The organism is Anaerostipes sp. Marseille-Q3525 (genome assembly GCF_018223505.1).
Classification (GTDB): domain Bacteria; phylum Bacillota; class Clostridia; order Lachnospirales; family Lachnospiraceae; genus Anaerostipes; species Anaerostipes amylophilus.
This window is the reverse complement of record NZ_JAGTTT010000008.1, coordinates 38972-57475: the sequence shown is the minus strand read 5'-3', so window position 1 is coordinate 57475 and position 18504 is coordinate 38972. Positions and strand designations below refer to the sequence as shown.

At 37.7% G+C, this 18504-nt stretch carries 19 protein-coding genes, 1 pseudogene and 1 riboswitch; of the genes and pseudogenes, 3 read left to right on the top strand and 17 right to left on the bottom strand.

Features of this window, described 5'->3' with window-relative positions:
- Positions 1-55: 55 nt before the first annotated feature.
- The 14 genes and pseudogenes from KE503_RS05590 to KE503_RS05525 form a co-directional block, all read right to left on the bottom strand.
- Entirely contained in the window at positions 56-856 is an 801-nt protein-coding gene (locus KE503_RS05590) for a metal ABC transporter permease (RefSeq protein WP_055196601.1), read from the bottom strand.
- Complete coding sequence (locus KE503_RS05585) at positions 853-1527, bottom strand: metal ABC transporter ATP-binding protein (protein ID WP_022375421.1); 675 nt, start codon at positions 1525-1527, stop codon at positions 853-855. The genes KE503_RS05590 and KE503_RS05585 overlap by 4 nt, the downstream gene beginning before the upstream one ends.
- Positions 1524-2399, bottom strand: a complete 876-nt coding sequence (locus KE503_RS05580) for a metal ABC transporter substrate-binding protein (protein WP_334300456.1) — start codon at positions 2397-2399, stop codon at positions 1524-1526. The genes KE503_RS05585 and KE503_RS05580 overlap by 4 nt, the downstream gene beginning before the upstream one ends.
- A 178-nt stretch (positions 2400-2577) precedes the next feature.
- Positions 2578-3252 carry a phosphatase PAP2 family protein gene (locus KE503_RS05575; protein ID WP_212384666.1) on the bottom strand — a complete coding sequence of 225 codons (675 nt, stop codon included), beginning with the start codon at positions 3250-3252 and terminating at the stop codon, positions 2578-2580.
- Between the two features lie 162 nt (positions 3253-3414).
- On the bottom strand, positions 3415-3909 hold the full coding sequence (locus KE503_RS05570) for a Gx transporter family protein (protein WP_022375424.1): 495 nt from the start codon (positions 3907-3909) through the stop codon (positions 3415-3417).
- 40 nt (positions 3910-3949) lie between these two features.
- The gene (locus KE503_RS05565; protein ID WP_212384665.1) at positions 3950-4318 is read right to left on the bottom strand and encodes a NusG domain II-containing protein; all 369 of its coding nucleotides are present in this window, start codon (positions 4316-4318) and stop codon (positions 3950-3952) included.
- A 2-nt stretch (positions 4319-4320) separates the two neighbouring features.
- Positions 4321-5049 carry an NAD-dependent protein deacylase gene (locus KE503_RS05560; protein ID WP_212384664.1) on the bottom strand — a complete coding sequence of 243 codons (729 nt, stop codon included), beginning with the start codon at positions 5047-5049 and terminating at the stop codon, positions 4321-4323.
- Positions 5050-5182: 133 nt separating this feature from the next.
- Positions 5183-6748: an FGGY-family carbohydrate kinase gene (locus KE503_RS05555; RefSeq protein WP_212384663.1), complete on the bottom strand. Its 1566-nt coding sequence runs from the start codon at positions 6746-6748 to the stop codon at positions 5183-5185.
- A 31-nt stretch (positions 6749-6779) separates the two neighbouring features.
- Complete coding sequence (ribH, locus tag KE503_RS05550) at positions 6780-7247, bottom strand: 6,7-dimethyl-8-ribityllumazine synthase (RefSeq protein ID WP_055196598.1); 468 nt, start codon at positions 7245-7247, stop codon at positions 6780-6782.
- A gap of 81 nt (positions 7248-7328) precedes the next feature.
- Positions 7329-7910, bottom strand: a pseudogene (ribA, locus tag KE503_RS05545) (GTP cyclohydrolase II); the annotation flags it as partial.
- 44 nt (positions 7911-7954) lie between these two features.
- Positions 7955-8614 carry a riboflavin synthase gene (ribE, locus tag KE503_RS05540; RefSeq protein ID WP_008394332.1) on the bottom strand — a complete coding sequence of 220 codons (660 nt, stop codon included), beginning with the start codon at positions 8612-8614 and terminating at the stop codon, positions 7955-7957.
- Positions 8596-9681 carry a bifunctional diaminohydroxyphosphoribosylaminopyrimidine deaminase/5-amino-6-(5-phosphoribosylamino)uracil reductase RibD gene (gene ribD / locus KE503_RS05535; RefSeq protein WP_055196737.1) on the bottom strand — a complete coding sequence of 362 codons (1086 nt, stop codon included), beginning with the start codon at positions 9679-9681 and terminating at the stop codon, positions 8596-8598. Before ribD ends, ribE begins: the two co-directional genes overlap by 19 nt.
- Before the next feature lie 216 nt (positions 9682-9897).
- Positions 9898-10016: riboswitch (FMN riboswitch) on the bottom strand.
- A 75-nt stretch (positions 10017-10091) separates the two neighbouring features.
- Positions 10092-10655: a hypothetical protein gene (locus KE503_RS05530; protein ID WP_249182977.1), complete on the bottom strand. Its 564-nt coding sequence runs from the start codon at positions 10653-10655 to the stop codon at positions 10092-10094.
- Positions 10656-11444: 789 nt separating this feature from the next.
- Positions 11445-12446: an NUDIX domain-containing protein gene (locus KE503_RS05525; RefSeq protein WP_212384662.1), complete on the bottom strand. Its 1002-nt coding sequence runs from the start codon at positions 12444-12446 to the stop codon at positions 11445-11447.
- 124 nt (positions 12447-12570) lie between these two features.
- On the opposite strand from KE503_RS05525, the gene KE503_RS05520 reads away from it, so the two are divergent.
- Positions 12571-13398, top strand: coding sequence for an HAD family hydrolase (locus tag KE503_RS05520; RefSeq protein WP_242852103.1), 828 nt, complete (start codon positions 12571-12573; stop codon positions 13396-13398).
- A 205-nt stretch (positions 13399-13603) separates the two neighbouring features.
- Here KE503_RS05520 and KE503_RS05515 read toward each other — a convergent pair whose 3' ends face one another.
- Positions 13604-14965: a citrate/2-methylcitrate synthase gene (locus KE503_RS05515; RefSeq protein WP_117945246.1), complete on the bottom strand. Its 1362-nt coding sequence runs from the start codon at positions 14963-14965 to the stop codon at positions 13604-13606.
- Positions 14966-15121: 156 nt separating this feature from the next.
- On the opposite strand from KE503_RS05515, the gene KE503_RS05510 reads away from it, so the two are divergent.
- Both KE503_RS05510 and KE503_RS05505 read left to right on the top strand, forming a co-directional pair.
- Positions 15122-15544, top strand: coding sequence for a MarR family winged helix-turn-helix transcriptional regulator (locus KE503_RS05510; RefSeq protein WP_022091496.1), 423 nt, complete (start codon positions 15122-15124; stop codon positions 15542-15544).
- A gap of 21 nt (positions 15545-15565) precedes the next feature.
- Positions 15566-16435 (top strand): PHP domain-containing protein, encoded by an 870-nt coding sequence (locus tag KE503_RS05505; RefSeq protein WP_117945247.1) that lies wholly within the window; start codon positions 15566-15568, stop codon positions 16433-16435.
- 107 nt (positions 16436-16542) lie between these two features.
- On the opposite strand, the gene KE503_RS05500 is transcribed toward KE503_RS05505, so the two are convergent.
- Entirely contained in the window at positions 16543-17943 is a 1401-nt protein-coding gene (locus KE503_RS05500) for an NAD(P)/FAD-dependent oxidoreductase (RefSeq protein ID WP_212384661.1), read from the bottom strand.
- Positions 17940-18452: a GNAT family N-acetyltransferase gene (locus KE503_RS05495; protein WP_212384660.1), complete on the bottom strand. Its 513-nt coding sequence runs from the start codon at positions 18450-18452 to the stop codon at positions 17940-17942. The genes KE503_RS05500 and KE503_RS05495 overlap by 4 nt, the downstream gene beginning before the upstream one ends.
- Positions 18453-18504 lie beyond the last annotated feature (52 nt).

Genomic DNA, 18504 nt, shown 5'->3' with positions numbered 1-18504 from the left:
TTCTTTTCATTATATAAAATTTTGTTATGAAATTCAAGTAATATCGGGTCTTATCCTATTTTAAATATCTGCTTACCAATGTAAGGATCAAAAAGCATCCTACTTCTAATAACACGATCGTTCCTCCTGGTTTGAGTCCGATATAATAAGATAGTGTTAATCCGATCACCGTTGTGATCAGTGCTGTGATCACGCCGATGATCATAACAGCCTTATAGCTTCTTCCTACCTGCATTCCACATGCGATCGGGATAACGAGCATGGATGATACGATCAGAGTTCCTACGGTTCTTGATGCGATGGATACGGTAAGGGCGGTTAACAGTGTGAAGATAAAGTTGATCGTCTTTACTGGTACACCACTGATCCTTGCTGCATTTTCATCAAATCCAATGTAAAATAGTTCTTTGTATAAAAGTAATACACAGAGTAATACTAAGGCACTGATCACGCATACGATCAGTAGTTCGTCTTTGCTGATCGAGATGATACTTCCAAAGAGGAAGCTGTTAAAGTTTGTTCCATTTTTTACAAAACCAGATAACACTCCGGCTAATCCGATCCCTGTTGACATGATGATGGAGATTGCCATCTCTGAATATCTTGGAATCTTTCTTCGGATCGCTTCAACTCCTAGTGCTGCGAACAAACAGATCCCCATCGCTCCAAGGATTGGATTGATCCCAAGTAATAATCCGAGGGCTACTCCGGCTAAGGAAGCGTGAGAAAGTGCATCACCGATCATGGACATTCTTTTTAATACGATCGTGATTCCGATCAGTGGAGTGATCACTGCCAGAAGAATTCCTGTGATAAATGCTCGTTGCATAAATCCATATTGAAGCATTTCTATCATTGTTCCTCAATTCTCCCTTCATCCATTCTCAAAATACGATCACATCCTTTACAATCCTGTAATCTTCCATGTGTGATCATAAAAATAGTTGTTTTGTATTTTGTATTAATCTCATATAGCGTGTCATATAACGCTTTCGTTGATGTGGCATCAACTCCTGTTGTTGGTTCATCTAAGATCAGCAGTCTTGGATTTGAGATCATTGCTCTGGCGATCATCACTCGCTGCTGCTGCCCGCCGGATAATTCTCCAATTCTTCGCTTGAGGAATTCATCCATCCCGAATTCTTTTAATGTATCTTTGATCTTCTTTTTATGTTTCCTGTTTGGAAGATGGAATAAACCAAGTTCCTGATATAGTCCAGTTACCATGATTTCTTCAACCGTTGCCGGGAAACTCTGATTTTTGCTGATCCCATTCTGGGCAACGTAACCAATCTGTTTCTTTAATTTGGAATCATTGTCCATAATAATGATCTCTCCCTCATCTGGTTTCAGTTCTCCCAAAATAAGACGCATAAGCGTACTTTTCCCGCTTCCATTTTCTCCGGTTAATACGACATATTCCCCTTCATTGATCGTAAGATTGATCTCATCTAATACTTCTGTATCGCTGTAACCAAACTTTACATGATTTAGTTGTATCATTTTATCTATGCTTGTTTTGCTCATTCACTTAATGCCTCTTTAATCGCAGAGAGATTTTGTTTCATTACAGAAAAATAATCTTGCCCTGCTTTGATTTTCTTATTGCTTAATCCCTCGAGTGGGTTTAGCATCTTTACGGATGCTCCTGTTTCTTTGGCAATGGTTTTTGCTACTTTCGGGCTTACCAATTCTTCAAAAAAGATCGTTTTGACCTTATGTTTCTTTGCAAATTCAATCACTTCGCTCATTTGTTTTGGATCTGGTTCATCATCTGCTGATAACCCTTCGATCCCCATCTGTTCTAAATCATATGCTTTGCACAGATATCCAAATGCTTCGTGTGCTACGACAAGTTCACGCTTTGAAACTTGTGCTAATTCTTTCTTATATTGTTGATCCAGCTCATCACATCGTGCTGCTTCTTTCTTATAATTGGCTTCGTAATAGTCTTTATTGTCTGGATCTGCTTTGATCAATGCTTTCTTGATCTGATTCATCTCGTATTTTGCATTCTGTGGATCTAACCATACATGTGGATCATTCTCACTTTCGTGCTCGTGATCATGTTCATGTGCATCGGTATCTTTCAACAATTTGATTCCTTTGGATGCTTCTACACTTGTTAATTCTTCAGTGTCAAGACTTTCTAATACATCATCCACCCACTGTTCCATTCCGGCTCCATTATATATGAAGACATCGGATTTCTCCAACTCGATCAGATCTTTCGTAGATGGCTCCCAATCGTGGGGTTCTGTACCAGCCGGTACCATATTCGTCACTTCAATTTTATCTTTGCCGATCTTCTTGGCAAAGTCATACATTGTATAGAAACTTGCAATAACTTTTAGTTTTCCATTCTTATTCTTCTTCGTTGTATTGCCTGTGCATCCCATCAGACATAAAGAGAGTGTTGTTATACATACTAATATAGATAGAAGTTTTCTTTTCATTGTTATACTCTTTCTTGGTTTTTATGTTCCCAGGGACCTTAAGTTCTTAAAACTTAAGGTCCCTGGGAGCTACATACACTTATTTATAACAAACACAAGAAATACTGTCAAGCTTTCTCATTTACCGATTGATAAATAAAAAGGAACAAAATGCATCCTGTTTCCATACTTCTTTGCCGTATACAATCCTGTAACATGCAGTATACATGAGGATTGCGAGTGCTACGTCCACAACGCTGTGTTGTTTTAGAAGCATCGTTGACATGATAATTAATATCGTTAAGAGCACTACTGCGATATCTGTTGTTTTCTTAAAATGTTTCCGCTTATTCTGAAGAATTGCCATGCAGCATGTAAGGGAATTGAATACATGAATACTTGGCAGTACATTTGTCGGTGTATCGGTATGATAAATAAACTGCACCGCCTGAATAAAAATGCTGTTTCCGCTAAGTACTGGTCTTAAATCCTGTCCATTTGGAAATACTAAGGAAATAACTAAAAATAAGGTCATTCCTATTCCCAATGTGATCATCAACTGATAGTATTCTTTCCATTTATTTTGATTGAAAAACATAAAATACAGTACAGTTACAGCTACAAATATAAACCATAGCAAATATGGAATAATGAAATATTCACAAAATGGGATTTTCTCATCAAGTACTGTATGTACAATATAATGATGTACATCTCGATTTTCTATATAAGAAAATGTGACCATATAAATTGCAAAAAATGCCGCTATGATGCCTAAATGTCCGTGTTTTATGATCTCATTTAGTTTTGCTTTCATTTTCAAACTCCTTTCTTTTCATATCTAAGAGTTTCTTTTTCTTTTGTATGATCTTATTCTTATCTTGCTTATGAAAGCGCATATACATATAGTACTACCATGATTTTGATGAAATTTCAAACTTTTAGAAAAAATTTTACAAAATTTTCATAATTTTATCACTTAAAATAGTTGTGGTGGGATTTTCTTAACCAGTACCCCGCTTAACACTCCGATCATAACTCCTGCAATTGTTCCTGTCAGAAGTAATACTGGTGCATAGTAATAAATCTTTGTGTTCTCCATCAATATGACTGCGATGCTTAACTGTCCAATATTATGTGCAACGCCTCCTCCGACGCTGATTCCGACTGATGAAAATCCTTTGATCTTCTTTAAGATTCCCATTACGATCAGACTTAGGATTCCTCCTGCCAGACTGTATGCGATCGTCATTGGATTTCCAAATAGGAAGCCTGCCAGTACAACTCGGATCACAGAAATCTCAAGGGTTCTGATCCATGTTGTGAAAAATAGCAGTACCATGATGACTCCATTTGCGAGTCCTAATTTGATTCCGGGTATTCCAACTGGTATTGGGATCAATACTTCTATATAGGATACAACGAGGGCTAATGTTAAGAACATTGCATCCGTTGCTAATCTTTTGGTTGACATATATTTTATTTCTCCTGTTGTTTACTATCTCATCTGATGTTTATTGTGTTACCCCGTCTAATTCCTGTTCTTTGCCATCTTCTGATTGAATCTCGATCACTACTTTATGTGGCAGACATACGATCGTTTCTCCTGATTTCTCGATTGCTTTATGATCTGCACAGATCTGGTCTTTACAGTCTGCTTTTTTCATTGTAACTTTTCCATCTTTGATCTGCATGACGTTCGTGCCATTTTCCTCTGGAATTTGATAGATCTGATCTTTCTTGATGGATGTTTTGTACACTTCTTTTCCTTCAACTGTCACGATCACTTCTTTTCCGTCTTTTTGTGTCATCTTGATCGCTGCCAAACTGATCAGCGAAATTGCCAGTACTGCTGCGATCAAGATTATATCTTTTTTCTTCATCTTTATACCCTGATTCTTCCCAGTACTTCTCCGATTGGGTCTGTAATGCACAGATCTGCCTGTTTATCTCTGCTTGTCGCATCACGATTCAGTACTGCAAGATATTTTCCTTTAAAATAATCGATCATTCCAGCGGCTGGATAGACAACCAGTGATGTTCCTCCAATGATCAGCATATCTGCCTTTGAAATGGCTCTGACTGCTCCGTTGATCGTCTGAGAATCTAAACCTTCTTCATATAATACAACATCTGGTTTGATGATTCCCCCACATTCATCACAATATGGGACTCCTTTGGCATTCACGACATAATTCACATCGAAAAACTTGCCGCATTTCTGGCAATAGTTTCTGTGAACACTGCCGTGCAGTTCAAAGACATTTTTACTTCCTGCTGCCTGATGAAGCCCATCGATATTTTGCGTAACGATCGCAGACAGTTTTCCCGCCCGTTCCATCTCTGCAAGTTTTAAATGTGCCTTATTCGGTTTTGCATCCAAGAAAATCATCTTATTCTTATAAAAATCATAAAATTCTTCCATATGCTGTGTATAAAATGTATGGCTTACCATAACCTCGGGTGGATATTTATAAGTCTGGTGATACAAACCATCCGTGCTTCGAAAGTCTGGAATATGACTCTCTGTTGAAACACCTGCGCCACCAAAGAATACGATATGATTACTTTCATCGATCATCTGTTGTAATTTTTCAATCTTTTCGTTATCCATGACTTTTTCCTCCTTGAAATCTAATTAATCAAAAATCATCTACAAAGTTAGTTGCTTATAACTTATTTTTATATACTTTATCTTTTATTGTACAAGAAAAAAAGGCCTCTTGTAAAGAAGCCTTTTCATTTTTTTAATCATTGCTTTGTTCTTGAATCTTACTGATTTGGTGTAAAGTCTCAAAAACTGCTGCCATATCGTCTTTAATTAGTTTTCTTTGTTGTTCATAAATACTGCGATAGTATTTTGTTCTTATTGGATCAGGTTCATAAATTTTCTTGATCTTTCTTGTTTTTTCAAATACCTGACTTGGATCTTCCAGATCTCCTACCGCATATGCTGCGATCACTGCATCTGTAAGAACTGCTCCTTGTGCATTTTCTAATGTGGCACTCTTACATCCTAACATGTCTGCTTTGATCTGATTCCAGACTTCTGAATTGCTTCCACCTTCTGTGATCGTCATAAATTCGAGTGGCACGCCTGCTTTTTTATAAATATCTGTCACACTCATATAATCGTAACCGATTGCTTCTAAAACTGCACGCCACTGTACTCCCTGATCTGTGTCCATCGTCATATTCAGGAAACAGGAACTTGCATTGGATGTTTCTCCAAATCCTCCTGTTAAATATGGAAGGAACAGGACTCCTTTGGATCCACATGGCACATTTTGTGCTTTCTCATTTAATTCATCAAAATATGCTCCATTTCCTGCTTCGTTGCATACATTATCTCGATACCAACGAAGTGCTAATCCACCGGTTCTTATGAATCCCCAATAAAAGTATGTATTTTCTAAAGTTCCGCTGTTAAAGATCAGTTCATTTTCTGGTTTGCTTAATTCTTCATTGATCCCATCGGTTGCGATACAAAACATCGCACATGTTCCTGCTACGTCGGCTGCCTGATCTGGTTTGATCACTCCGCATCCGATCATAGACTGCATCGTATCTCCGGCTCCCGCACAGATTGGGATTCCTGGTTTCAATCCGGTTTCTTTTGCAAATGTCTCTGATAATGTTCCAATGATATCCCATGGTTTTTGAATCTTTGGCATCATTTCCATTGGAATTCCAAGGATCTCTAATTGTTCCTTGGACCATTTTTTCTCTGTTACACGGTATCCTAGTCCCCATCCAGACATTGTTCCCCAGTCGATAAATGCATCTTCTGCAGACAGTCCTGCAAGATTGGCTAGGATATATGGGGCATTGTGCATGAATTTTCTGCCTTTTTCTTTAAAACCCTCACAATTGTTCATCATCCAACGTGCAAACATCGCTGGAAACATACAGTTTGGCTGAGGATTTCCAGTCTCTTTTGCCCAGATCTCATAATGATGAGATGCTAGTTCCTCAACATCTTCTTTTGTTCTGGAATCCAGATAATTGATGTAAGGTGTGATCGCATGACAATCCGTATCAACACCGACAATCCCACAGATGATCCCATCTCCAAAAATAGAGCGGATGTTGTCTGGATCCAGATTCTTTTCTTTCATCTTTGTAACGCAGTTTCTGATCCCTGTAACCGTTGCATGAAGATACTGGTCTGCGTCCATTTCCACCCATCCCGGATGTGGATAATTTAAGATTGTTGCATTGGTATCCTGCACGATCAGGTTCATATCAATATCATAAACTGCTGTTTTTACACTTTGTGTTCCTGCGTCAAATCCTAAATAATATTGTTCCATACTAACTTCCTGCTTTAATTTCTGATTCTTTTTATGCTTCTACTTCTTTGATCAGCTGTACCATTTCGATTGCAGATAATGCACAGTCATATCCTTTGTTTCCTGCTTTTGTTCCAGCACGTTCAATCGCCTGCTCGATATTTTCTGTTGTAACAACTCCGAATAAAACTGGAATTCCTGTATTTAATGATACCTGTGCGATTCCTTTGGATACTTCGTTACATACATAATCATAATGGCTTGTTGCTCCACGGATCACTGTTCCAAGACAGATCACTGCATCGTATTTTTTGCTTTTTGCCATCTTGTCTGCGATCAGTGGAATCTCAAAAGCTCCTGGTACCCATGCAATATCGATATCTTCATCTTTCACATCATGTCTTTTCAGTCCGTCTAAAGCTCCAGATACTAATTTGGATACGATAAATTCATTAAATCTGGCTGCTACGATTCCTACTTTTAATCCGCTTGCTACTAATTTACCTTCTAATACTCTCATTTTAATTACTCCTTTTTTCTTCATTAATTTCGTTAATCTTAAGGTCCCTGGGACCTTAATTTTTTTAATTTTTCTGTTAATTTAAACTTCGTATGTTGTCATGTGTCCCATTTTCTTTTGCTTTGTCTGCATATAATATTTATCAAATGGATTGATTGGCATCTGGATCGGTACTCGTTCTACGATCTCGAGTCCATATTCATTTAATCCGTCAATTTTGGTTGGATTGTTTGTCATCAGTCGTAGTTTTTTGATTCCTAAATCCTGTAAGATCATGGCTCCTGCACTGTAATCTCGTTCATCATCTTTAAATCCAAGAGCTAAGTTGGCCTCGACTGTATCCATTCCCTGTTCCTGTAATACATAAGCTTTCAGTTTATTGATCAATCCGATTCCTCGTCCTTCTTGACGCATATATAAGAAAACCCCTCGTCCTTCTTTCTCGATCTGACGCATTGCACGACTTCGCTGTTCTCCACAATCACAGCGTAAAGATCCAAAAGTATCCCCGGTCAGGCACTCAGAATGCACACGACATAAAACTGGTTCTCCGTCTGCGATATCTCCTTTGACCAGTGCTACATGATGTTCCCCACTTCTCTGGTCTACATACCCATGTGCCTCAAATGTTCCGTATTTTGTTGGAAGCTGTGCGATTACTTCGCATACTACATCGCTCATCTTGTCTTTTCCCTCCTCGTTTTTTATTAAAATCCAGCATTTCTTAACATTTCCATTGTTAAGGTGCTGTTTGTATGTTTGTCGTTTGTTTCCTGCTGATCAAAATGCAGCAGTTTATCTATATATTTCCCAACCATGTCATTCTCCAGATTGATCTTATCTCCTGGTTTTTTATATCCAAAATTGGTATTTTTTATGGTATGTGGGATCATGGATACGGAAATGGTATCATCGCTTAACTTAGCGATCGTCAGGCTGATTCCATCGAGTGCGATCGATCCTTTTTCAATACAGTATTTCATGATATTTTCTGGGGCTTTGATCGTAAACCATACAGCATTATCATCTTGTTTTACACTAACAAGTTCCCCTGTATCGTCCACATGGCCTGCTACCATATGACCTCCGAACCTTCCATTGGCTGCCATCGCTCGCTCTAAGTTGACGACAGATCCCTTTTTTAAACTTCCAAGACTGCTTCGGTTGAATGTCTCATTCATCACGTCTGCCTGAAATGTATTGCCACTAATGTGAGTCGCTGTCAGGCAGACCCCATTAACTGCTACACTGTCTCCCAATTTAAGATCTTCAAAAATAACATTTGCTTTGATCGTAAGGACTGCTGCTTTGCTTCCTCGCTTCAGGGATATGACTGTTCCTAATTCTTCTACGATTCCAGTAAACATGATCTCACCTTTCCTTCCAGTAATATGTCATTTCCAAGTGGTGTTGCCTTTAATTCATCAAATACCAAAGCTTCTTGGATCCTTTCGATCCCTTTGCCTTCTACAGGTGTTTTGGCCTTTTCTCCTCCAAATAATTTTGGAGCAATATAGGCGTAAACTTTGTGAACACAGTCGTTTTTGATCAAGGATTCATTCAAGATTCCACCACCCTCAACTAAAACACTGTCAATTTCCATATTTCTTAACTGTTTTAAAACTTCTTTGACATTGACCTTTCCATCTTGCTCTGACGTTTTTAAGATCTTGCATCCTTTTTGTTCTAATTTTGCTATTTTTTCTTGATCCTTACTTATGGTAGCGATGATCGTTGGAATTTCTCTGGCTGTTTTTACGATATTTGATCCTTCCGAAATCCTTAAGTTTGAATCACATATCACACGAATTGGATCATTCCCATGTTCGATTCGTGCATTTAACATCGGATCATCTGCTAAAACCGTACCGATCCCTGCCATAATCGCTGCATACTGATGTCGTAATGTATGTACATGTCTTCTGGCTTCTTCTCCTGTGATCCACTTGGATTCACCAGTTGCCGTTGCAATCTTTCCATCCAATGTCATTGCGTATTTTAGTGCTGTATATGGAATATCATTCTGAATATAATGAAAAAATATATCGTTTAACTGTCTGCACTCTTCTTCAAGAATTCCTGTCTCAGTTTCTATTCCATGATCATTCAGGATTTTGATTCCGCCCCCTGCCACTTTCGGATTGGGATCTAAATTCCCGACATATACTTTCTTGATCCCTGCTTCGATCAACGCTTCCGTACATGGTGGTGTTTTTCCATAATGGCAGCATGGCTCCAATGTTACATAAATCTCAGCTCCCTCAGGATCTTCTATGCAGTTTTTTAAGGCATTTCGCTCTGCATGTAATCCGCCGATCTTCTCATGATATCCTTCCCCAATAACCCTTTGATCTTTTACGATCACTGCTCCGACTAAAGGATTTGGATTGGTATATCCACAGCCTTTCTTGGCAAGTTCGATCGCACGCCGCATATATTCTTCTTTCAAATATTTTTCTCCCTTCCCTTCAGGTTCTTTGATTTTGGGAGGTTGGATTTTGATTGGTATTGAAATCGGAAATATAAAAAGGAGTTCCTGATCTTTGTTCTAATTCTTCAGGAACTCCTTTTTGATATCTTGATATTTCTTTTTGAAATAAAAAATCCTGGAATTATAAAAATCCCAGGACATGATGATCAATATCACTTCTTAAATCTTCTTCCATCCAGACTGTACTGTCGGCCTTGGAATCTCACCAAGTCATGCTTATCAAAAGCTCGCGGGCTGTAACCGCCGGTAGGGAATTGCACCCTGCCCTGAAGACGTTATGTAATTTATTTATAGAATAGCACTCGCTAACTGTTGTGTCAAGTGAATTTTCTATCACTTCAGCATAGCGTTTTTTACATTCTCTTTCGCATAAATACTACAAGTAAAGCAAAAATCACAACTGCAACTACTCCGATTGCAATCCCTGTTGTGTGTTTTTTCTTTGTTTCTTTCTGCTCTTTTTTCTTTTTTTCTTCTTTTTGTTGTTTCTGTTCTTTTGTTTCTGTTGTCACTTTGGTCGTTGTTGTTTCTGTTGTTCCTTGTGTTGTTGATTCTTTTGCAGATGTTGTACTGTTGTTTGTCTGTTCTGTAGATGAATTTTCTCGTTTCGTTGTACTATTTTTAGATTGTTTATCTTTTTTTGTTTCTGTCTTCACAGTTGAATTTTTCTTTTCTTCTATGTCATTTTTCTGGTTCTTTCCCATATATGCATCTGCTTCTGGAACATCAATCTTTCCATCCATATAATCCTGATATGCCTGTTCTGCCCCTGCTCTTGTTGGTGGATAACCATGCGAAGACAGCCATGATTTCGCCTGCTGCTTTTCTTCATCTGTATATGCATAAGTCGCCACCGGACGGCTTGTGATCATTACTGCTCCCAGAATCAACATTAAAACTAATAATAACCTTTTCATTTGATACTTCCTCTTTCATTTTGAAACTGTTTGATTAATCTTGTATATTATAGCATAATTTAGTAAGAATTCTATAGATTATTCGTTTTTATACAATCCTGATTTGAAGGTAGTCTCTCATGTATGTGACAGAAATAAAAGAAACACAAATATTTAAAAGAATCAAGGTGGCAACTCCGCATTGTTGAGAGCGTTTTTTACAAATCGCTGATCCTGCCTGTTCCTTTGGAAACTCCCTCGCTGCGAGCCAAAATGCCCGCAGCGACGGTCAGACATCCAACCACAGGCACTGCGAATTTGTAAAAAACGCACTCAAAAAGTGCTCATGTTTGCCACCTTGATTCTTTTAAATATTTGTGTTTCTTTTATTTCTGTCACATACACCTGAAGTCTATTCAAACCACTACACAGTGTGTATGTTTTACTGTATTGGCGATAATAGTATCTGTCTGCTACTACACAAATTGGAAACTGATAACGTTTTACATACATCCATCAGCTTGAATTTTCTTATTTTTATGATTGAAAGTCTTCAGGTATTTAGAGAAAAAATGAAAGATAGCCTGTGAGCAACGATCGAATTCCATAGGAGTTTTGACGGAATCGCAGCTGGATCGGGCAATTGTTTGAGCATCAAAGACTACTGGTTTCAGTACCTTTGAACGCGAGTTATTGCAGGAGATCCAGCGGATAAGCGTTCTGTCAAAACTCCGTCAATGGAATTCGTGTTGCTCACATGCTATCTTTCATTTTTTCTCTAAATACTCAATGACCTTCAACTCATACAAATTAAATTTTCTCTACTTCATCCAAGTATATACAATTTGGAATCCCACCATCTCTCACTTTCTGAATCAGTTCTTCTTGATCCATCCACATAACCTCTTCGACTTCTTCTTTCTGTAGTTTAAGTTTTGTAATATCCACTGTTTCTTCATACATATAAACCGTGCTGATCTCATGATTCTTAAATTCTCTTCCATAGAAGTTTCCATTCATGCTTCCTTCATGCATACATACTTTTTTAAGTTGTTCTGGTTCTGCTTTGATCCCTAGTTCTTCTTCTAGTTCTCTTAATGCGGTTTCTAATGGTTCATCGCCTACGCTGATATGACCTGCGGATGAGATGTCGTAGCAGCCTGGAAAGGAGTCTTTTTGTTTGCTTCGTTTTTGGAGTAACAGGTCATACCCTTTTTCTGTTTTTCTTCTGATCCAGATATGAACGGTTCCATGTATGTCTCCATCTTCATGGACTAAGGATCGTTCTTTGATCCTGCCTGTTTTGTTTCCTTTTTCATCTAGAATGTCGAAGAATTCTAAAGGTTTTCCATCGAGTACAGCTGCTGTTAAATCTCCTTCTTCATATACCAATTTTAACGAAAAAAATGGTCTTCTTTCCTGCATATAACGTAGAAATAACCTGTCACCTTCCCACAGATCAAGGTCTAATATTTTTTCTTTGTCTACCCATTCTAGTACTCCTTCATCACATTCTTTGATCTCGCCTTTGAATTCTTCAATATGGTATAAACACATATATTCCCATGCTTCTTTTTCAGTTCCCATATCGGACAAAAATGTGACGATCCCACAAAATCTATATGACAATGGGGTTAGTCCTGTTTCCTCCATAACTTCACGAAACATGCAGTCTTCCGGGCTTTCTCCATGTTCAAAATGACCGCCGACTCCGATCCATTTATCTTTATTGATATCATGTTCTTTCTTGATGCGATGCAGCATCAGATATTTGTTATCTTTTTCTATATAGCATAATGTTGTCATTCCCATTTTTATTTTTCCTCCTTTCGTATATTGTAATTGTTTCAAAGAAAAGATACAATATTTTCATATGTGTAAAATATATTACACAATATCGACTATGTATAACAAATGCGAAATCTGGAGGTTTCTTATGAATATAAAATGTATTGCACTTGATCTTGACCGTACAACATTAAATGCAAGTGGACGTCTTTCTGACGGAAATTATAATGCTTTATGTCATGCAATTGAAAATGGTGTTCACATTGTGATCGCAAGTGGACGTTCTTTTGATACGCTGCCTAAAGATGTTCTTGCTGTGCCTGGAATTGAATATGCAATTACTTCTAATGGTGCTGCCATTTACCATATTCCTACAAGCACCTGTCTTCATGAATATAAGATGACACCTGCTTCCGTTGAATGTATAATTCAGATTGCTAAACAGCATGAGACTGCCCTTGAAGTTTTTATTGATGGCAAAGCTTATGCCCTGAAAGCTTATGTGGAAGATCCTGTTTCCTATGGTACAACTCCACAAGCAATTCCTTACATCCAATCTACAAGAATTCCTATTGATGATATTATTTCTTTTATTCGAGAACATATTGATCATATTGACAGTATGGATATTGTTGTCTCTGGCGAGCAGCAAAAGCAGCTCATTTGGAATGAACTTAAATATAATTGTGATGAGATCTATATTACTTCTTCTGTTTCGCAGCTGATCGAGATTTCTCATAAAGATGCCGGAAAACATTCCGGACTTCGTTTTATTCGGGAATATTTGAATCTAAAACCTGAAGAAACCGCTGCCTTTGGTGATGGTGATAATGACATTGATCTGTTAAAAGAAGCTGGTATCGGAATTGCCATGGAAAATGCTTCTCCAAAATGTAAGGATGCTGCGACCTTTATCACAAAACATCATGACAAGGACGGAGTTGCATATGGAATCACTGAATTTCTCAAAATATGACCAAAAAACATAAATTCATCATTTTTTAGACACAATTCTTTCACATTTACTGAGTATACTAAAACCATAGCAAGTAACAAACAAACTTACTTAGCTAAAACTTTTTTTCATACTTTTTCATAATACCGGAGACCCTCCTCGTCTCCGGTTTTCCTCATTTTATAAGCTTATATTTTTGCATAAAAAAAGAGGGAATCCCTCTTTTTTATCGATCTTCCATCTCAATATATTCTTTCTCATCTTGTACACTCTGATACGCAGGACGAATGATCTTATCCACATTTGTTAATTCTTCCAAACGATGGGCACTCCATCCAACGATTCTTGCCATCGCAAAGATCGGTGTGAACAATTCCAATGGGATATCTAACATACTATACACAAATCCACTGTAGAAATCGACATTTGCACTGACCCCTTTGTAGATTTTTCGTTCATCTGCGATTACTTTTGGTGCCAATGTTTCAATCATAGAATAGAGTTCGAAATCTTTTTCTCTTCCTTTTGCAAGGGCCAGTTTCTTTACAAAAGCTTTGAAAATCTGCGCTCTTGGATCTGAAATACTATATACTGCATGCCCCATTCCATAGATCAGTCCTTTTTGGTCAAATGCTTCTTTGTGCAGCAGTTTTCTTAAGTATTCTTCTACCTGACTTTCATCACTGATATCATCCACATTTTTTCTTAAATCCTGCATCATCTCAACAACTTTGATATTCGCTCCTCCATGTTTGGGACCTTTCAATGATGAAAGTGCAGCTGCGATCACTGAATATGTATCTGATCCTGAAGATGTCACGACATGGGTTGTAAATGTTGAGTTATTTCCTCCTCCATGTTCCATATGAAGAACGAGTGCAATATCTAACACTCTGGCTTCCAATTCTGTATAAGATTTGTCTGGACGCAGCATTCTTAAAATATTTTCTGCCATGGAACAGTTTGGATCTGGGCGATGGATGTACAGGCTGTCATCATTGACGTAATGATTGTAACCATGATATCCATAAACTGCCATCATCGGCAAAACACTGATCAACATCAGACATTGTCTTAATACATTTTCCATAGAAATATCAGATGCTTTATCATCATACGATGCCAGTGTTAAAATGCTCTTTGTCAACGTGTTCATAATGTCTTTCGATGGTGCCTTTAAAATAACATCTCTTGTGAAATTCTTTGGAAGTGTCATACTCTGCGCCAAAATTTCTCTGAATTCTTTCAATTGTTTTTCATCCGGCAGTTTTCCAAATAGTAAAAGATAGGTGATTTCTTCAAATCCAAATTCGCCTCTCTTCATAAATCCATCGACTAATTCATATATATTATATCCTCTATAAAATAACTTTCCTTCACAAGGTACTTTCTCTCCATTGATCATCTCACTGGATTGAATACAGGATATATTCGTAAGACCTGCAAGAACGCCGACTCCATCGACATCTCTGAGTCCTCGTTTCACTCCCAGCTCTTTGTACAGATCTTTCTCTATCTCACAATTATCATGGCATACTTTCGCCTGGCGTGTCAGAAAATCCTGCATCTGTGTTGTTGTTTCACTCATAGGTTACCTCCTTTGATCAAGGTCATTTTATAGTGTTTCTCCTATTTTATCTTTTTATTTGACTTTTGTCAAATATTGATTTTTGTTGATTGTTGATTTTTATTCATAAAGTGGTATACTTTTAGTTAGAAAAACATCGAAAGAGAGGGATTTACATTGAATGATGTTTCTGCACTTTTTGAAATTTTTCCAATCTGTCAGAAATTTCTTTTAAACACGATCGACATACCTTCCATGGATCTTACCAAAACACAGATTCTTATCTTATTTGCACTGTCTGGAGGTCGTTCATTGAATATGTCACAGTTATCTTCTTATCTGGCATCATCTAAGGAACAGGCTACAAGAGCCGTTTCTCCACTTGTGAAGGATGAGTATGTCACACGTTTTAGAAGTGATGAAAACAGAAAAATGGTTTATGTAAAACTCACAGAGAAAGGAAACCAGCTGATCCTTCAGGAAAAAGCGCTTGTCAAAGAATACCTTTCCAAACGTTTTGAATCACTGTCAAAAGAAGATCAGGAATTATTTCATCAGTCATTATCTAATATTTTAACGATCTTAAAGAAAATGGAATAAATATTTTGGAGGTATTTTTATATGAAAGCAGACTTACATTGTCACACCGTTTTATCTGATGGTGCTATGCGTGTTGACCAGATCATGCCTTATGCGAAACGTATCGGCCTTGATTATATTGCAATCTCTGACCACGAATCAACACATTCCATTCCGGAAGCTGTAAGACTTGGGAAAGAGCTTGGTGTTCATGCAATTCCTGCCGTCGAGGCAAACGCATGGCATGAGGAGACACAGACGAATGTTCATATTTTATGTTATTATCCGATTGACACTGACCGGCTTCAGCATTCTTTAAGCAAAGACTTAAAGAAATTATCCGATGCTGTCACAAAATCTTATCAGTCATTGATGGATGAATATCCGATCACGATGGATCAGCTTTATGAAGTATCCAAAGAAAGTACTGGTGTATACTACACACATATCATGCAGGTTCTTTCCATGATGGGATATACTGGAACTCCGATCGGTCAATTACATAACGAATTATTCCGTGCTGGCGGCCCTCATAAATTTCCATACCGCTATATGGATGCAAAAACGGTCACGGATCTTCTTCATTCCTGCGGAGGCGTTGTCGTGCTTGCACATCCTGGGCAGTATAAAGCTGACAATGTGATGGAGATGATGATCGAAGAACATATGCTTGATGGAATTGAATTAAATCATCCAAGAAATGATGAAAAAACAAGAGAGCATATTACATCTCTTTGTAAGGAACATGATCTTTTCATGACTGGTGGAACAGATTTTCATGGATTATACACCAAAACACCTTATCCTTTGGGAAGTTTCTTATGTCCTAAAGAAGGACTTCATCGATTGATCCTTGCAGGAGAGCAGGCGAACAAAGCTTTCTATGAAAAACATCCTAAATTCAAAAAATAATTTTTTTATAAGGAAGAATCATTCTTTGCAGGATTCTCAAACAGAAAAATCCCTAATGGTTTAGAAACCTGTTAGGGATTTTTGTTTTAATATTTTTATTTGATATTTTATTTATTTAAGATACTCTTAGCAACGCTTAATCCATTGGCAGATGCCTGCTGTAATCCTCTTGTTACAGAAGCTCCGTCACCGATCGCACGAAGTCCTTTGATATTTGTTTCAAAGTCTTTGTTTGTTAAGATCTTATTAGAATAGAATTTCACTTCTACACCGTAAAGAAGTGTCTCATCACTTGCCATACCTGGTGTTACTTCATCTAATGCATAGATCATTTCTTCGATATCTTTCATGATTCGATATGGGAATACCAATGAAAGATCTCCTGGAACTGCATCTTTTAAAGTAGGTGTAATATTGTTTCGAACCAGACGTTCTTCTGTTGTTCTTCTTCCTCTTACGAAATCTCCAAAACGCTGTACTAAGATCTTACCATCGCAAAGCATGTTACTTAACTGTGCAATATGTTTACCATACTGAATTGGCTCTTTAAATGGTTTGGTAAAGTTCTTAGATACTAACAATGCGAAGTTTGTATTGTTTGTTTTATATTCTTCTGCTTTGTATGCATGACCATTAACGACTGCAAGGCCATTTTCATAATATTCTGTTGCCACTTCTCCTGATGGATTGCTGCAGAATACACGGACTTTATCATCAAATGTTGGTGTGTAATAAACAAGTTTTGCTTCATAAAGACTCTTATTTAATTCTTCCATGATCTCGTCTCGAACTTCTACACGGACTCCGACATCAACGGTTCCTACCTTTGTTTCAATGTCGTATTTTCTGCAGATTCCGCTTAGCCATTCAGATCCTTCTCGTCCTACGGCTGCTACGATCTCATCGGCTGTATATGTCTCACCTTTGTCTGTGACAACACCCTTTGCAACCCCATCTTCAATGATGATATCTTTGACCATGGTATCAAAGATCATATCAACACCTTCATTTAATAAATGTTCCTGAAGTCTTGAATAGATTTTATATCCTTCTTCTGTTCCTAAATGTCTGATCGGACATTCGATCAGTTTTAAGTTTGCCTGGATTGCTTTCTTACGGATGCTTGCGATCTCTTCTTCTTCGTCGATTCCGTATACTTTCTCATCTGCTCCGAATTTTAAATAAATGTCATCGGATTCTTTTAATAATTCGATCGTTCTATCATATCCTAGAATCTCTGGAAGATTTCCACCTACATCTGGGGATAAGGATAATTTACCATCTGAGAATGCTCCTGCTCCGGCAAATCCTGTTGTAATAGAACATGGTTTACATCCAACACATACTTTAGTGTTACGTTTTGGACATGCTCTTTTTTCAATTCTTCGACCTTTCTCGATCATAAGAACTTTCATGTCCGACTTATTTCTCTTTAATTCATAAGCACAAAAAATAGCAGAAGGTCCTGCTCCGATCATAATAACATCATACTGATTACTCATAGTCATTTCTCCTTTTCCATGATGACACGTTGCATACCACCGTATTTTGACATTCGTCTTGCTTCCCGGTAACCTGCTTTTAGAAAGTTTGTCCGGCTGTAGATATTATCCGGATGAACGGTTCCAAGGAAATATTCATATGGTGTATCTTCTAGCTGCTTCTCAGCTTCTTCAAAAAATCTTCTCTGAAGCCCAAGTCCTCTTGCTTTGCTTGTCACGACTGCATAATCCATATGTGCGACTTTCCGTATCTTATCGTCATCATAATCTAGATCATATCCCAGATTATGTTTTGATCTTTCTGGAAAATCGACAATAAAAAAGCCCAAGATCTCATTGCTGCTGTTTACTGCCTTCAATGTAAATCCTCGGTCGATTATGTGTTCTGATACATATTGTCTGTCATCTGGCAGAAACCAGTCGGAAACTTTCACGGTATCTACTGCTTCTTGCATCAGTTCCATGATCGCATCAACGTCACTCTGTTCTGCTCTCTTAATCGTTATATGTTTCATATACTTCCTTATCTATTATTCTCTTGGTTACATATTATTATAGCATGATTTT

Excerpts from the sequence above, each read along its gene's own strand:
- KE503_RS05590 (WP_055196601.1), bottom strand. The coding sequence starts at position 856 with ATGATAGAAATGCTTCAATATGGATTTATGCAACGAGCATTTATCACA.
- KE503_RS05585 (WP_022375421.1), bottom strand. The coding sequence starts at position 1,527 with ATGAGCAAAACAAGCATAGATAAAATGATACAACTAAATCATGTAAAG.
- KE503_RS05580 (WP_334300456.1), bottom strand. The coding sequence starts at position 2,399 with ATGGGATGCACAGGCAATACAACGAAGAAGAATAAGAATGGAAAACTA.
- KE503_RS05575 (WP_212384666.1), bottom strand. The coding sequence starts at position 3,252 with ATGAAAGCAAAACTAAATGAGATCATAAAACACGGACATTTAGGCATC.
- KE503_RS05570 (WP_022375424.1), bottom strand. The coding sequence starts at position 3,909 with ATGTCAACCAAAAGATTAGCAACGGATGCAATGTTCTTAACATTAGCC.
- KE503_RS05565 (WP_212384665.1), bottom strand. The coding sequence starts at position 4,318 with ATGAAGAAAAAAGATATAATCTTGATCGCAGCAGTACTGGCAATTTCG.
- KE503_RS05560 (WP_212384664.1), bottom strand. The coding sequence starts at position 5,049 with ATGGATAACGAAAAGATTGAAAAATTACAACAGATGATCGATGAAAGT.
- KE503_RS05555 (WP_212384663.1), bottom strand. The coding sequence starts at position 6,748 with ATGGAACAATATTATTTAGGATTTGACGCAGGAACACAAAGTGTAAAA.
- ribH (WP_055196598.1), bottom strand. The coding sequence starts at position 7,247 with ATGAGAGTATTAGAAGGTAAATTAGTAGCAAGCGGATTAAAAGTAGGA.
- ribE (WP_008394332.1), bottom strand. The coding sequence starts at position 8,614 with ATGTTTACTGGAATCGTAGAAGAATTAGGAACAGTCATATCCCTGAAG.
- ribD (WP_055196737.1), bottom strand. The coding sequence starts at position 9,681 with ATGCGGCGTGCGATCGAACTTGCCAAGAAAGGCTGTGGATATACCAAT.
- KE503_RS05530 (WP_249182977.1), bottom strand. The coding sequence starts at position 10,655 with ATGAAAAGGTTATTATTAGTTTTAATGTTGATTCTGGGAGCAGTAATG.
- KE503_RS05525 (WP_212384662.1), bottom strand. The coding sequence starts at position 12,446 with ATGGGAATGACAACATTATGCTATATAGAAAAAGATAACAAATATCTG.
- KE503_RS05520 (WP_242852103.1), top strand. The coding sequence starts at position 12,571 with ATGAATATAAAATGTATTGCACTTGATCTTGACCGTACAACATTAAAT.
- KE503_RS05515 (WP_117945246.1), bottom strand. The coding sequence starts at position 14,965 with ATGAGTGAAACAACAACACAGATGCAGGATTTTCTGACACGCCAGGCG.
- KE503_RS05505 (WP_117945247.1), top strand. The coding sequence starts at position 15,566 with ATGAAAGCAGACTTACATTGTCACACCGTTTTATCTGATGGTGCTATG.
- KE503_RS05500 (WP_212384661.1), bottom strand. The coding sequence starts at position 17,943 with ATGACTATGAGTAATCAGTATGATGTTATTATGATCGGAGCAGGACCT.
- KE503_RS05495 (WP_212384660.1), bottom strand. The coding sequence starts at position 18,452 with ATGAAACATATAACGATTAAGAGAGCAGAACAGAGTGACGTTGATGCG.